Raw genomic sequence first — 13,968 nt, forward strand, 5'->3', positions numbered from 1 at the left:
TCAGTGATGACTAAGGTGTGGGCTGCAGGTTTTCGGGTTTTGGTCGCAGCCGGTAACCGCCGCTTGCCAATTGTTCCAGTGGGCTTGCGGCTGCCAGTAATTGGCGGGTGTAGGGGTGCAAGGGTTTATCGAAGACCGCTTCGCGGCTGCCGATTTCCACGATATGGCCCTGGTACATGACCGCGACCCGATGGGCAATGCGTTCGACGGCCGCCAGGTCATGGGAAATGAACAGGCAAGCAAAGCCGTACTGCGCCTGCAAGCGCTCGAACAGTTCAAGGATCTGCTTCTGGATAGTCATGTCCAGCGCCGAGATCGGTTCGTCGGCGATCACCAGTTGCGGGTGCCGCACCAGTGCTCGACCGATGGCCACTCGCTGGCGTTGACCGCCCGACAGTTGATGGGGAAAGCGCTCCATGAACGCTTCCGACAAACCGATATCCACCAGCGTAGTGGCGACACGCTGACGTTTTTGTTCCTCGCTCAGCTCCGGCAGATGGCGCAACGGTTCGGCGAGGGTTTCGCCAATGCGCATCCGCGGATCGAGGGACGAGTAGGGGTCTTGAAAGATCATCTGGCATTGCAGCCGATGATCGCGCTGACCGGCCTTGAGGATATCGATGCCCTTGAAGCGAATCTCGCCGGCACAGGGTTTGACCAGTCCCACCAGCGCACGACCCAGTGTGGTTTTGCCCGAGCCGCTGCCCCCGACCAGCGCCAGGGTTTCACCGGGGGCGATGCTCAGGTTGGCACTGTGCACGGCGCGTTTGGGCTGAGATTTACCCCAGAACCGTGCATGCCCCGGATGCTCGATACTGACGCCGTTAATTTCCACCAAGGGTTTGTCGGTCGCTGGCAACGCGGCCAGTTCGCCACGCTTGGGCAGCGCTTCGAGCAATTGGCGGGTGTAGGCATGTTGCGGGGCCAGCAGAATATGATTGATCGAGCCTTGTTCCACCGCCTGGCCGTGGCGCATGACCACCACCTTGTGGGCGTAACGCGCCACCAGCGACAGGTCGTGGCTGATGAACAGGATCGCCGTGCCTTGCTCGCGGGTCAGCTCCAGCATCAGTTCGATCACGTCCAGCTGCGCCAGGCAATCGAGGGCGGTGGTGGGCTCGTCGGCAATCAGCAGCGCCGGGCGCAGCAGCATCACCGAGGCGAGCATGATCCGCTGGCGCATGCCGCCGGAAAACTCATGGGGGTAGGCATTCAGGCAGTGCTCGGGATCGCTGATGCCGATGCGGGTGAGCATGTCCACGCAGCGTTGGCGAATCTGTGCCTTGTTCAGGTCGGTGTGCAGGCGCAGACCTTCGGCCATTTGCTCGCCAATGCGGATGGCCGGGTTGAGCGAAACCATCGGCTCCTGGAACACCATGCCGACTCGCGCTCCGCGGATGCCACGCAGTTGCGCACAGCTCAACTGATTGAGGTCCTGGCCTTCGAAGTGGATCGCACCGCCACAGACCGCCATCGGCTGTGGCAGCAGGCCAATCGCGGCGCGAGCGGCCATAGTCTTGCCGCTCCCGGACTCGCCCACCAGCGCGACAATCTCGCCGGGTGCGACGGTGAAACTCAGGTCGTTGACCGCCAACGGGCCTTCGGCGCCAGCGCGGATCAGCAGGTGGTCGACTTCAAGCAACGGTTTTTGACTGGGCATGATCAACGGCTCATTCGAGGGTCGAGGCGGTCGCGCAGGGCGTCGCCGAACAGGTTGATGGCGACCAGCGCCAGGGCGATGAACAACCCCGGGAACAGGCCGAGCCAGGTGGCGTTGGCAATGTACGGTCGGCTGGCGGCGAGCATGTTGCCCCAGGTCGCTGCGGGTGGCGGAACACCCAGGCCGAGGAAGCTCAAGGCACTTTCCGACAGCAGCGTCCAGCCGAACATGCTGGTGGCGAGCACGCACAGCGGCGCGACACAGTTGGGTGCAACGTGGCGGTACAGTGTGTAGAGCTCCGAATTGCCGATCACCCGTGAGGCTTCGATGAACTCGCGTTCACGCAGCGACAGCACGCTGCCGCGCACCACTCGAACCACCGACGGCGTGTAGGCGATGCTCAAGGCCAAAACGATGCCGTACTGGCTGGCCCCGATGATCGCCATCAAGCCCAGCGCCATCAGGATGCCGGGGAATGCCAGCAATGCATCATTGATCATCATCAGAACTCGATCGGTCCAGCCCCGCAGGTAGCCGGCGAGCATGCCGATTACGCTGCCGAAAAACAGCGCCAGGCACACCGTCAGCAAGCTGATCCACAAACTGGTGCGCGCACCGATGATCAAGCGGCTGAGCACGTCACGGCCAAACTCGTCGGTGCCTAGCCAATGCAGCGCCGAGGGTGCCTTGAGGCGAGACAGCAGATCGATTTTCAGCGGGTCGTAAGGTGTCCAGAGCACACCGAGCAGCGCCATGCTGATCAACAACACCAGCAACGTGCCGCCGATCAAGGCGTTTGCCGGTGGCCAGCGCAGCGGGCGACGCGCAGGTACAGGGTTCGCGGAAGACAGGGAGACAGTCATAGCTTCACCCTCGGGTCGAAGAGTGGATAGAGCAGGTCCACCAGCAGGTTGACCGCCACGTAGATGAAGGTGATCAACAGCAGGCAGCCTTGCAGCACGGGGTAGTCGCGAGCAAAGATGGCGTCGACCATCAAGCGACCGATGCCGGGCAGGGTGAACACTGTTTCCAGCACTGCGATGCCGCCCAGCAAATTGCCGAGGATCAGGCCGATCAAGGTCCAGGTTGGCGCAAAGGCATTCGGCAGGGCGTGACGCCACAGCACCGCGCGTTCCGATAAACCCTTGGCTCTGGCGTGGGCGATGTATTCGAGCCGTAGCACCTCGATGGTGCTGGCCCGGGCCATCCGGGTAATGGCGCCCAATTCCACCAGCGTCAGGGTGACAATCGGCAGCACCAGATAGGTCACGGCTTCACCGGGATTCTGGGCGAACGGCACATAACCGACCACGGGCAGCCAGTTGAGCTTGATCCCGAACGCGTAGAGCAACAGCAAACCGAGCCAGAAGCTAGGAATCGACAGCAACAGGGTTGCGCCGGTGACCAGCCCCAGATCCAGCGCGCTGTCCTGTTTCCAGGCCGCGAACAGGCCTGCTGGAACGGCAATCAACGCCGCCAGCAGAACCGCCACCAGCACGATGCTGGCGCTGACCGAGAAGCGGTCGAGGATCAGTTCGAGCACCGGTTGTTTGCTGGTGATCGACACGCCGAGGTCGCCACTGAGCACCGACTGCAACCAATACACGAACTGCACGCCAATCGAGTGATCCAGCCCCAATGCCGCGCGGGTGCTGGCCAGGCTTTGCGGGTCGGCCATATCGCCGAGCATCAGCAGCGCCGGGTCGCCGGGGATGAAGCGGATCAACGCGAACACCACCACGGAGATCAGCAACAGGGTTGGCACCGACAGTGCCAGGCGTTGAGCGATAAATCGCAACATGATCGATCTCCTAGTCGGCCAGTTTCACGCCCCACAGGCGCGGTTTGGCGATGGGCCAGGAGCGGTAACCTTCGACCCGATCCTGAAAGGCACCGACGGTGCTGCCGTTGTACATCACCACCATCGGCACATCGGCGAGCATCTGTCGGTGCAGCTGATCGAACAGTGCCTGACGTTTGACCGGTACGATTTCGCGCATGGACTCAAGCATCCAGCCCTGCGCCTGGGGGTTGTCCCAGACCTTGCGGGGTTGCTGGTTTTTGTCGCCCATCACCGACTCGAAGTTCAGCGCCGCGTCAAAACGCGCCGAATAGGAGAACGCCATGATCTGGTACGCACCGCTCTGGTAGCGCTCCAGTTGCGTGCCCCATTCGAGGGTTTCGATATCGATGTTCAACCCGGCTGCCTGGGCCATGGCCTGGCTCAGTACCGCCATGTCGAACACGCTCTGGTAGCGTTTGTTGGTGATGATTTTCAGCGGCTGGCCGTTGTAACCGGCTTCCTTGAGCAGGCGTTTGGCTTCTTCGATGTTGGCTTTGTAGCCCAGCTTCTGAACGTTCTTGTGGTAGGGGCTGGTGTCTGGCACCACCGAGCTGTTGGCGTGGGACGTGCCTTCGGTGAGTGCCTGGACCATTTGTTCGCTGTCCAGCGACAGCGCGATGGCACGCCGAATACGCACGTCCTTGAGCAGTGGATCGCGGGTCTGGAACAGCAGGGCGTTGAGCGACATGTTGGCGCTGCTGGAGGTCTTGATGCCTGGCAAGGCGCCGAGTTCGTGGGCATCCATCACCGTGACATCGGGCAGCACGTCGACCCCTTTCGATTGCAACGCGGCTTTGGCGGCTGCCGCATCGGGGATGACCATGAAGCGCAGGTTATCGATAAACGCCTGCTTGTTGCCGGTGTAGCCGTCGGTGCCTGTCTCCGGGCGGGCGCTGTAGTCGGCAAAGCGTTGCAGATCGACATATTGCCCCGGTATCCATTCGGCAAGCTTGAACGGCCCGGTACCGATCGGCGCTTGCCACTTGCCGTTCGCATCGACAGAGGACGGGTGCAGGATGCCGGTGCCGCCGCAATCGGAACGGGCCATTTGTGCGAGGAACAGGCCATTGGGTTTGTCCAGCGTGAAAACCACGGTCAACGGATCCGGCGCGCTGATGTCGGCGACTTTTGCCACCGCGCGGCCATCGAAATCTGCGAGACAGCGCCATTGGGTTTGCGGGTCGAGATAGCGTTTCCAGGTCCACAGCACGTCGGCGGACGTGAGGGCGGCGCCGTTATGAAACTTCACCCCGTCACGCAGGGTGAAGCGGTACTCGAGGCCATCGGCCGACACCTCGACCTTGCTGGCCAGCAGCATGCCGACCGAGGCGTCTTCGCGGTAAGCCACCAGGCCTTCGACAATGTGCAGGATCACCGCGTCGGTGTTTTCGTCGCGATTGACGCCGGGATCGGTGCTGCGAATATCCGCGTTGAGGGCTACACGCAGGGTGCTGGCAGCTTCGGCGCTGAGACTGCCAAGGACAAGGCTACTGAACCCTAGCGTCAGGGCGATACGAGTGAATGTATGCACGGGAGTGATTCTCCATTGGCGGTTTGCGACGGTGAGAGCCGGCAGGCGTCGCAAACCGTTAGTTGTTTATTGTCATTGTTCTTGTCGTGCCGCCCGCAGGGCAGGGTGTCGCGTGAGTTACTTGAGGTAGCGGTTGATGTCGCCCTCCATGGCCAGCGAATAGGCAGTGAATTCGCGGTTCACGGCCGGCAGCGGTGCGACTTCCATCAAGCCCTTGGCCGGGCGCATCACTACCATGGCCACGGTGGCCGACAGGTTGCCGGCCATGTTGGAAAGCGGCGGGCGACACACCGCCCACGGCGTACCGAAGTCATCGAAGAAGGCTTTTTTCAGGTGCTCGGCGGTCAATTGCCCGGGCGTTTCGCTGAGGATTTGCCGCACACGCACGTCGCGATAGAGGCTTTCGGGAACGCTGTTCAAGCCGGCTTCACGCAACTTGCCCAATGCCACCGGGCTCTGCCAATGGTTGGCGTGTACCAGCAACCCCTGTTCGGCCTGAATCGGGAAGACTTCATCCGGGGCGCATTCAAAGTTGATCGCATAGCCGCCAGCGTGACTGAGCATCATGTTGTTGGAGGTGGATTTGGGGGTGGTGGCGACCACCTTGATCGACAGCGCGAAGTGCGCGGCCTCCAGCGCCTTGCGTCGAATGAATGGCAGTGGCACGCCGACCTGGGTGTAGTCGCGTTCGGACTCCAGGTAGTTGGCGGTGATTGCGGTGCCGATCGAGTTCAAGCCGTTGCGGGCCAGGCCGCCGGCTTCGGTGAAGGTCAGTACATCCGGGCCGTCTTCGCGCAGGACTTTCAGCACAATGGCGCTCTCGGCACATTCCGCGCGCCAGTCCCAGTTTTGTCCGTGAATCACTTCGTTGGCGGCCGATGCCGTCGGCAGAATCACCGCGCCAGTGCAGCCATCCGGATCTGGCAGGCGAGCCTTGCGTCGGCCCAGCTGGATGATCTCGGTGCGGGCGTTGATCAGCACGATAGCTTCGAAATCGCAGCCTGCACCCTCGGCGATACCGCGCATTTCCTGAGCGTATTCCGGTTCGAATGCTTCGATGCTGGGCACGAACTCATTGGCAAAGCCACGGATGTCGGCCCAGGTGTAACCCATCTTCAGCAGCTGGACAGAGTAGATCTCGATGCTTTTGTGAATGCGCTGACTGACCGCTTGACCGTATTGGAGGCCGCGGTCGAAGGGGGTGCCGCTGATCTCGACGAGAGGGAAAGGGGAGTGGTTCATAGTTGGCAATCTCATGTTTTTTGTTTGCGTTGGGTACAAGAGTGCCGGATATAAACGGACTGTCAATGCTTTTGGGTGACCGATAAAACCTTGTTGTAGGAATCCTACAGCGGGCTATTGAGTGCGTTATGTGCGCGAAGGCCCTGTTTTCCGGTGGTGTAGCGATGTTTAAAACGTGTCGCCTGCTTTGTTGTTTATATTCTGTGTATTTATCTTTCGTAAAAATCGGAAAGGTCCTGCTTTTTGTGCGCGTGAGTGACGAAGGACGTTGCCCTGTAGCGCATTGCGCTAAAAACACCGGGCTGTGATGATTTGGCGGTTGTCCGAAGCGTTCCAGTCACGCTAATGTCGTCTGACCCAGGCGCAGGAAGACGATGCGCGCAGGGATGCACACTCATTGTTTGATCGAGGATGGAAATGGAATCCGCAGAAATCCTGGTACTCCAGGCCAGCTACACCAATCCGATACACGCCGAAGCGATCAGTCTGGTTCTGAATCACTACGCTGAAGACCCGATGGGCGGTGGCACACCATTATCGGCCGATGTCTTGCAGCAGTTGCCCGGCGAGCTGGCCAAGCGACCCCATGCGTTCAGTGTCCTGGCGTTCGTTCACGGGGAGCCTGCCGGGCTGGTGAATTGCTTCGAAGGTTTCTCGACCTTTGCTTGCCGTCCACTGGTCAATATCCACGACGTAATGGTGGTCGGAAAATTTCGCGGGCTGGGCCTGAGCCAGAAAATGCTGCAAAAGGTCGAGGACATTGCCCGTCAGCGCGGCTGCTGCAAAATCACTCTGGAAGTGCTGGAAGGCAACGCGATTGCACAGGGTTCCTATAGCAAGTTCGGGTTTTCGGCGGGGATGTTCGATCCCGCTCATGGCCGGATGCTGTTCTGGATCAAGGCGCTTTAAACAAGAAAGGGTACCTTTGGGGTGATGCCAGTCAGTTAAGAAAACTCAGCGCCTAAATGCTCTGTTCTGATCCGAAATCCACCCCTCACCCCAACCCTCTCCCCAGGGGGGAGAGGGGGAAAGGGAGCAGATCTCCATGCTTTTAAAACCTGAGTTCGACTCGATATTTCAGGTCGCAACATTTCGAGTAAACACCTCGGTCAGTCCCCTCGCCCCCCTGGGGAGAGGGTTAGGGTGAGGGGTGGTTCTTGAGTCTGGCCGCTGTTGCGCAGAAAAAGGGGGCTGGAACCAGCCCCTGAAGAGATTACGGCTTGGTGGTTGAAGCACTGACAGCGGCAGGCGCAGCAGCCTTGGGTTTCATCAGGCTGAAGTCGATCAGTGCCTTCTGCTCGCGTTCATAAGGGTTGCCGATCAACAGCGGACGCGGTTTGAAACTGTCGCTGACCAGGCTCTTGCTGTGGTCCAGTTCATCGAAACTCAAGCATGCGCTGACGGTTGGTCGATTCGCCAATCACCAGCACCAGGGTCGCGGGCTGGTTTGCCAGCGCATCCTTGAGGTTGTGCAGTGGCAGGATCTGACTGGCGTTGTCGAGCATGCCTTGCATGCTGCCGAGCGTTTCGCGGTATTGCGCAGTGGTCGTTGCATCGCTGTTTGTGCGAGCGCGGCACCTGGATCGTTACTCAGGCCCCCGTCGGATTAGCGCGTTAGCGGTTGCTCAGGCAATTGTGCCTGGGCAAGCAACCGTCGCAATTGCGCGACCTGGTCGAGCAGTTGTTCGCGTTCGGCTTTGAGCTGGCGCAATTCGTCACGACGAATAGTGACATAAAGGGTCTGTGGAGGCAGTGCGTTTACTACGGTGCCCATTGCTCACCTCGCAAATGGCGTGTCACATCTGTGGTCCGATTGCTCTGGAGCCACAGCCGAACCACTGTCGGCGCCGATTCTGGTTTCTTTTTGTTATTTATGGAACTTTTTTATTTTTTGCGGTCCCTGTGTCTTCGCCAACGTTTTGGACGTTATCCCTATAGCTTGGGCAAATCGTCCGGAAACTATGTTGCAGCGCTCTGGACTAACCTTAATCAGGCTCATTGCGCTATAACCTTTGGCACACCTTTATTTGTAGTAAGGAGCATCAGCACATGCAACTGGGGATTATCGGACTGGGCCGCATGGGCGGCAACATTGCGCGGCGCCTGATGCTCAATGGGCACACCACTGTGGTCTATGACCGTAACACCGCGTTCGTTGACACCCTGAGTGAAGAGGGCGCCACTGGCGTTGCGGACTTGCCGGCACTGGTCGCGGCACTGGATAAACCCCGAGCGGTCTGGGTCATGCTGCCAGCAGGCGCGCCGACCGAAGAAACCATCGACACCCTGAGCCAGTTGCTGGACGCCGGCGATGTGATCATCGATGGCGGCAACACCTTCTATAAGGACGATATCCGCCGGGCGAAAACCTTGTCGGAAAAGGGCCTGAAGTACATCGATGTCGGCACCTCCGGCGGAGTTTGGGGGCTGGAGCGCGGCTACTGCATGATGATCGGCGGTGACGCTGACGTGGTTGATCGCCTCGACCCGCTGTTCGACGCATTGGCGCCTGGCCTGGGTGATATCCCGCGGACCAAGGACCGGGTTGCCGAAGATGATCGTGCCGAACGCGGCTACATTCATGCCGGCCCTGCAGGTTCGGGGCACTTCGTGAAGATGATTCACAACGGCATCGAATACGGGATGATGCAGGCATTTGCCGAAGGTTTCGACATCCTCAAGACCAAAGCCTCGGAGAACCTGCCGGAAGATCAGCGCTTTGATCTGAACGTGGCCGATATTGCCGAAGTCTGGCGTCGTGGCAGCGTTGTCTCGTCCTGGTTGCTGGACCTGACGGCCGATGCCTTGGCCAGCGATCCGAAACTCGATGGCTACTCCGGTGCCGTGGCTGACAGCGGCGAAGGTCGCTGGACCATTGAAGCGGCCATGGAGCAATCGGTTCCGGTGCCGGTATTGTCCAACTCGCTGTTTGCCCGTTTCCGTTCGCGCCAGCAAAGCACCTATGGCGACAAGCTGCTGTCGGCCATGCGCTTCGGCTTTGGCGGCCATGTCGAGACGCCGAAAAAATGACTTCGATCCGCAAGAAATCCAAGGCACACCCCGCACCACCTACCACGCTGTTCCTGTTCGGTGCTCACGGCGACCTGGTGAAGCGCTTGCTGATGCCGGCGCTGTACAACCTCAGTCGTGACGGTTTGCTCGGCGATGGATTGCGGATCATCGGTGTCGACCACAATGCGATCAGCGACGTGGACTTCGCCAAAAAGCTTGAAGACTTCATTCGCGCGGAAGTGGCCAACAAGGTCGGCCATGACTCTCTGGACCCGGTGCTCTGGGCCAAGCTGGCCAAGGGCATCAGCTATGTCCAGGGCGATTTTCTCGACGACAGCACCTATCAGGCGCTCGGCGCAAAAATCGCCGAGAGTGGTACCGGCAACGCGGTGTTCTATCTGGCCACCGCGCCGCGCTTTTTCAGTGAAGTGGTACGCCGTCTGGGCTCGTCCGGGCTGCTGGAAGAGGGCGACGATGCCTTCCGCCGGGTCGTGGTCGAGAAACCCTTCGGCTCCGACCTGCACACCGCCGAAGCCTTGAACGCGTGCTTGCTCAAGGTCATGACGGAGAAACAGATTTACCGGATCGACCATTATCTGGGCAAAGAGACCGTGCAGAACATTTTGGTCAGCCGGTTCTCCAACAGCCTGTTTGAAGCGTTCTGGAACAACCACTACATCGACCACGTACAAATCACCGCGGCAGAAACCGTTGGCGTCGAAACCCGTGGCAGTTTTTATGAGCACACGGGTGCGCTGCGCGATATGGTGCCCAATCACCTGTTCCAACTGCTGGCGATGGTCGCGATGGAACCGCCGGCGGCCTTCGGTGCCGACGCGGTGCGCGGTGAAAAGGCCAAGGTGGTCGGGGCGATTCGTCCCTGGTCCACCGAAGAGGCGCGAGCCAACTCGGTACGCGGTCAGTATGTCGCCGGTGAAATCGCTGGCAAACCGTTGGCCGGTTACCGCGAAGAACCCAATGTCGCGCCAGACAGCACGACGGAAACCTTCGTTGCGCTCAAGGTGATGATCGACAACTGGCGTTGGGTTGGCGTGCCGTTCTACTTGCGCACCGGCAAGCGCATGAGCGTACGCGACACCGAAATCGCCATCTGCTTCAAGCCTGCGCCCTACGCGCAGTTTCGCGACACCGAAGTCGATGAGCTGCAACCGACTTACCTCAGGATCCAGATTCAGCCGAACGAAGGGATGTGGTTCGACCTGCTGGCCAAGCGTCCCGGGCCGGCACTGAACATGGCTAACATCGAGCTGGGCTTTGCCTACAAGGATTACTTCGAGATGCAGCCGTCCACTGGGTATGAAACCTTGATCTACGACTGCCTGACCGGTGATCAAACGCTCTTTCAGCGCGCTGACAACATCGAAAATGGCTGGCGTGCGGTTCAGCCGTTCCTCGATGCCTGGAAAGAAGACGCCAGTGTGCAAACCTATGCGGCCGGTGAAAATGGCCCGGATGCGGCTGATGAGTTACTGACTCGAGACGGTCGCGTCTGGCACAGCCTCGGCTGAGTCAGGCAATACTTCATACAACCCCCCTGTGGGAGCGAGCAGGCTCGCTCCCACAGGGTAAGTGTTACAACCAATAGCTCACCGCATACCAGCCCAGCACGCCCATCACCACGGTGTACGGCAACGCCATCCAGACCATGCGCCCGTAAGACAGCCGAATCAGTGGGGCAATTGCCGAGGTCAGCAGAAACAGGAACGCTGCCTGACCATTGGGTGTTGCCACGCTGGGCAGGTTGGTGCCGGTATTGATGGCAATCGCCAGCGTTTCGAAATGCTCGCGGCTCATATGGCCGGAGATGAATGCCTGTTTCACCTCTGTGATGTAGATCGTCGCCACGAACACGTTATCGCTGATGGCCGACAACACGCCATTGGCGATAAACAACATGCCCGGTTGCTGATCTGCCGGCAGGGACAGCACCCACTGGATCAACGGCGTGAACAGTTGCTGATCGTGAATCACTGCCACAACGGCGAAGAACACCACCAGCAGGGCGGTAAACGGCATCGCATCCTTGAAGGCGTTGCCGATCCGGTGCTCTTCGGTAATGCCGGTGAACGCCGTGATCAAGACGATCACCATCAAGCCGATCAGCCCGACCTCGGCAATGTGAAACGCCAACCCGGCAATCAGAATCAGCGCGGCCGCACCTTGTACCAACAATGCAGCGCGTTGGCGGGCGGTGCGCTCGGCGTTGTCTTGTGCGGCATAGTTGGCCAGCACCGTGCGAACGTTGTCTGGCAGTAAGGTGCCATAACCAAACCAGCGCAGTTTCTCCAGCAACACACAGGTCACCAGGCCCGCTACCAGTACTGGCAGCGAGACCGGGGCGACCTTCAGGAAGAAGTCTGCAAAGTGCCAACCCATTTCATGGCCGATCAGCAGGTTCTGCGGTTCGCCCACCAAGGTGCAGACACCACCGAGTGCCGTGCCCACCGCGCCATGCATCAGCAGACTGCGCAGGAATGAACGGAATTGCTCCAGGTCTTCGTGATGGAGAACGGGCAGGTTGTGATCGCTGCTGAATTCGCTGTCCTGCCGTGGATCGTTGCCGGATGCCACGCGGTGATAGACCGAGTAAAACCCTACGGCCGCACTGATGATCACGGCGGTCACCGTCAAGGCGTCGAGAAACGCCGACAGAAATGCCGACAGAAAACAGAACATCAGCCCCAGCAGTGCCTTGGAGCGAACCCCGAGCAACAGCCGCGAAAACAGAAACAGCAGCAGGTCTTTCATGAAGTAAATGCCCGCCACCATGAACATCAGCAGCAAGATCACCGGAAAGTTATGCAGCAGCTCGTCATACAGCGCTTCAGGCGTGGTCATGCGCAACAGCAGCGCTTCGACCATCAACAGGCCGCCCGGCATCAGCGGGTAGCATTTGAGTGCCATGGCCAGAGTAAAAATGAATTCAGCCACCAGCAACCAGCCAGCCGCTACCGGACCTGCCGTCCACAGCACCAGCGGGTTGAGAATCAGGAAGGCGAGAATGCTTGCCTTGTACCAGCGTGGCGAATGCCCGAGGAAATTGTGTGTAAACGCCTGGGCCATTGAGCCGGACATCAGTTGCTCCTTCTATCAAGAAGCGCGCAACTTGCCGTAACAGTCCCGGAAGATCAAGCTCTTGAGTTTCATTATCAATAGGTGACCGCGCACCTGCAGAGGAACAACGGCAAAGCACTACCCCAGATAGCGCGCCAATACCGCCCGGTAGTGGCCGTCCAGCGAGTAGCCGCTGACCACAATTCGCTCGTCAGCCTGCACTGCCAGCGAGGTTGCGGTGTCCAGACTGCGCCCCAGGCGAGTACGAACCCAGCCTTGGCCATTGGCAAAACGGCGATCCAGGCGTCCGTCCGGGAGATGCCGCGCCAAAAGGAAATCCGCTGCAATGCCGCCAATGGTTGCTCCGACGCTTAGCACCCGGCCATCGGTGAGAACCTGGGCGGCTGTCCATTGGCAGCCGCTGTTACCTATTTCAGTGAGTCGCGCGTGACCGCTATTGCAATGAGTGTCCGGCCGACCATTATTGCGCACGGTCAGCGTCAGGCATTGCATCGGGTCGCGGCTGCTACCGAAACACTGCAGGCGCCCATCCGGTTGCTCGATCACCTGACTCACCTGGGCACTGCGCCCCTGGACCTTGAAGCTTAAAAACCCGTCTTCAGCGAAGTCTTCGTCCAGCCGGCCGGTGCTGTCGAAGCGTGCCAGCAAACCTTCCTGCGGCAGGTTGATCGAGCCGGTGACCACAATCCGACCATCTGCCTGCAGCAGGAGGCTGCTCAGCCAGGTATTCATCAGCAGGTGCCTGACCATGACAAATCCGTGGCCGTTGAATGTCTCGTCGAGTGTCCCGTCCGGATTGAGCCGTATCAGGATGCCGACGTGATCCGCGAATTTGTAGTGATGGTTGGCCAACAGCAGGATTCGGCCGTCGGCCAGTACCCGAAAGTCGCAGGCTTCGGCGCCCGGGACTCCCGGTGGTAACCAGTCGTTACGCAGGCCTCTGGACAAATCACCGGGCAAACGCACGATCTGTGCCCCCCGGTCGCCAAATTGCAGAACCGGGTGTCCCTGCGAGTCAAACATTGCCAGTGCCGGGAGTGTGCGGTGGGGGCTTTCGTAATGCAGGCCGGATAACAGGATTTTTCCATCGGGCAGTTCTCGAACCTTGCCTCCTGTGGCTTCGAAGCCGCTTGCGAACTGTCCGGTAATGCTGCCCTCCATGCCGAAGCTCCGATCCGCAGAGCCGTCCTCAAGTAATCGGGCCAGCCCATAACCGTAACCGTCCCAGGTTCCGACCTTGGCCACGACCAGCAAGCGGCCCATCGAATCGACCGCCACATCGTTGGCCATACTTGAAAGGCTGCCCGCGAACTGCACCCAGGCCTTGCCGGATGATGCAAAACTTGAGTCGAGTTGTCCCGCTGTGCCGAGAGGGGCTGCGAAGGCAAAAGCGTTATGGATGGGCATGTCGCATCTCCTTGCGAGTCGACCAGATCCAGAACCTCGGAGGAAGACCTTGAAGGAAATATTCAATCCCTGATTGATGCAATGCACAACGGTCTGAAATCACAGACGGAGCGTCGTTCTGTGCCAGAACAATGTCTTTGCGAACCGCTGACAAGTTGGTCTGGCTTATACGACCGT

The 13,968-nt window shown here is 59.6% G+C and carries 12 protein-coding genes and 1 pseudogene; 3 read left to right on the top strand and 10 right to left on the bottom strand.

Going from position 1 to position 13,968, the window contains the following annotated elements; all coding sequences use genetic code 11:
- Positions 1-10: 10 nt before the first annotated feature.
- The 5 genes from KRR23_RS21445 to KRR23_RS21465 all read right to left on the bottom strand — a co-directional run bounded on the left by KRR23_RS21445 (position 11) and on the right by KRR23_RS21465 (position 6,276).
- Entirely contained in the window at positions 11-1,660 is a 1,650-nt protein-coding gene (locus KRR23_RS21445) for an ABC transporter ATP-binding protein (protein WP_216744137.1), read from the bottom strand.
- A gap of 2 nt (positions 1,661-1,662) precedes the next feature.
- Positions 1,663-2,523, bottom strand: coding sequence for an ABC transporter permease (locus KRR23_RS21450; protein ID WP_216744138.1), 861 nt, complete (start codon positions 2,521-2,523; stop codon positions 1,663-1,665).
- Positions 2,520-3,461 carry an ABC transporter permease gene (locus KRR23_RS21455; RefSeq protein WP_123581713.1) on the bottom strand — a complete coding sequence of 314 codons (942 nt, stop codon included), beginning with the start codon at positions 3,459-3,461 and terminating at the stop codon, positions 2,520-2,522. The genes KRR23_RS21450 and KRR23_RS21455 overlap by 4 nt, the downstream gene beginning before the upstream one ends.
- Positions 3,462-3,471: 10 nt before the next feature.
- Positions 3,472-5,010 (bottom strand): ABC transporter substrate-binding protein, encoded by a 1,539-nt coding sequence (locus tag KRR23_RS21460; RefSeq protein ID WP_253912206.1) that lies wholly within the window; start codon positions 5,008-5,010, stop codon positions 3,472-3,474.
- A gap of 141 nt (positions 5,011-5,151) precedes the next feature.
- Positions 5,152-6,276, bottom strand: a complete 1,125-nt coding sequence (locus KRR23_RS21465; RefSeq protein ID WP_216744140.1) for a C45 family peptidase — start codon at positions 6,274-6,276, stop codon at positions 5,152-5,154.
- Between the two features lie 417 nt (positions 6,277-6,693).
- On the opposite strand from KRR23_RS21465, the gene KRR23_RS21470 reads away from it, so the two are divergent.
- Positions 6,694-7,185, top strand: coding sequence for a GNAT family N-acetyltransferase (locus KRR23_RS21470; RefSeq protein ID WP_216744141.1), 492 nt, complete (start codon positions 6,694-6,696; stop codon positions 7,183-7,185).
- A 304-nt stretch (positions 7,186-7,489) separates the two neighbouring features.
- Here KRR23_RS21470 and KRR23_RS21475 read toward each other — a convergent pair.
- The 3 genes and pseudogenes from KRR23_RS21475 to KRR23_RS21485 form a co-directional block, all read right to left on the bottom strand.
- Positions 7,490-7,672 (bottom strand): annotated as a pseudogene (locus KRR23_RS21475) (hypothetical protein); the annotation flags it as partial.
- On the bottom strand, positions 7,653-7,790 hold the full coding sequence (locus tag KRR23_RS21480) for a phosphoethanolamine transferase CptA (protein WP_216744142.1): 138 nt from the start codon (positions 7,788-7,790) through the stop codon (positions 7,653-7,655). The pseudogene KRR23_RS21475 and the gene KRR23_RS21480, both read right to left, overlap by 20 nt.
- 92 nt (positions 7,791-7,882) lie before the next feature.
- Positions 7,883-8,050, bottom strand: a complete 168-nt coding sequence (locus KRR23_RS21485) for a DUF6026 family protein (protein ID WP_216744143.1) — start codon at positions 8,048-8,050, stop codon at positions 7,883-7,885.
- 251 nt (positions 8,051-8,301) lie between these two features.
- On the opposite strand from KRR23_RS21485, the gene gnd reads away from it, so the two are divergent.
- Together gnd and zwf are read left to right on the top strand one after the other, a co-directional pair.
- On the top strand, positions 8,302-9,306 hold the full coding sequence (gnd, locus tag KRR23_RS21490; RefSeq protein WP_367880664.1) for a phosphogluconate dehydrogenase (NAD(+)-dependent, decarboxylating): 1,005 nt from the start codon (positions 8,302-8,304) through the stop codon (positions 9,304-9,306).
- Positions 9,303-10,817, top strand: a complete 1,515-nt coding sequence (gene zwf, locus KRR23_RS21495) for a glucose-6-phosphate dehydrogenase (RefSeq protein ID WP_216744145.1) — start codon at positions 9,303-9,305, stop codon at positions 10,815-10,817. Before gnd ends, zwf begins: the two co-directional genes overlap by 4 nt.
- A 64-nt stretch (positions 10,818-10,881) precedes the next feature.
- Here the strand turns inward: zwf and nhaB are convergent, their stop codons facing one another.
- On the bottom strand, positions 10,882-12,384 hold the full coding sequence (gene nhaB, locus KRR23_RS21500) for a sodium/proton antiporter NhaB (protein ID WP_216744146.1): 1,503 nt from the start codon (positions 12,382-12,384) through the stop codon (positions 10,882-10,884).
- Positions 12,385-12,501: 117 nt separating this feature from the next.
- Positions 12,502-13,791 carry a hypothetical protein gene (locus KRR23_RS21505; RefSeq protein WP_216744147.1) on the bottom strand — a complete coding sequence of 430 codons (1,290 nt, stop codon included), beginning with the start codon at positions 13,789-13,791 and terminating at the stop codon, positions 12,502-12,504.
- Positions 13,792-13,968: the final 177 nt, after the last annotated feature.

The sequence above is a fragment of the Pseudomonas sp. CVAP#3 genome, assembly GCF_018986375.1.
Classification (GTDB): domain Bacteria; phylum Pseudomonadota; class Gammaproteobacteria; order Pseudomonadales; family Pseudomonadaceae; genus Aquipseudomonas; species Aquipseudomonas helvetica.

Bases quoted from the DNA above. Each gene is read 5' to 3' on its own strand.
- KRR23_RS21445 (WP_216744137.1), bottom strand. From the start codon at position 1,660: ATGCCCAGTCAAAAACCGTTGCTTGAAGTCGACCACCTGCTGATCCGC.
- KRR23_RS21450 (WP_216744138.1), bottom strand. From the start codon at position 2,523: ATGACTGTCTCCCTGTCTTCCGCGAACCCTGTACCTGCGCGTCGCCCG.
- KRR23_RS21455 (WP_123581713.1), bottom strand. From the start codon at position 3,461: ATGTTGCGATTTATCGCTCAACGCCTGGCACTGTCGGTGCCAACCCTG.
- KRR23_RS21465 (WP_216744140.1), bottom strand. From the start codon at position 6,276: ATGAACCACTCCCCTTTCCCTCTCGTCGAGATCAGCGGCACCCCCTTC.
- KRR23_RS21470 (WP_216744141.1), top strand. From the start codon at position 6,694: ATGGAATCCGCAGAAATCCTGGTACTCCAGGCCAGCTACACCAATCCG.
- KRR23_RS21480 (WP_216744142.1), bottom strand. From the start codon at position 7,790: ATGCAAGGCATGCTCGACAACGCCAGTCAGATCCTGCCACTGCACAAC.
- KRR23_RS21485 (WP_216744143.1), bottom strand. From the start codon at position 8,050: ATGGGCACCGTAGTAAACGCACTGCCTCCACAGACCCTTTATGTCACT.
- zwf (WP_216744145.1), top strand. From the start codon at position 9,303: ATGACTTCGATCCGCAAGAAATCCAAGGCACACCCCGCACCACCTACC.
- nhaB (WP_216744146.1), bottom strand. From the start codon at position 12,384: ATGTCCGGCTCAATGGCCCAGGCGTTTACACACAATTTCCTCGGGCAT.
- KRR23_RS21505 (WP_216744147.1), bottom strand. From the start codon at position 13,791: ATGCCCATCCATAACGCTTTTGCCTTCGCAGCCCCTCTCGGCACAGCG.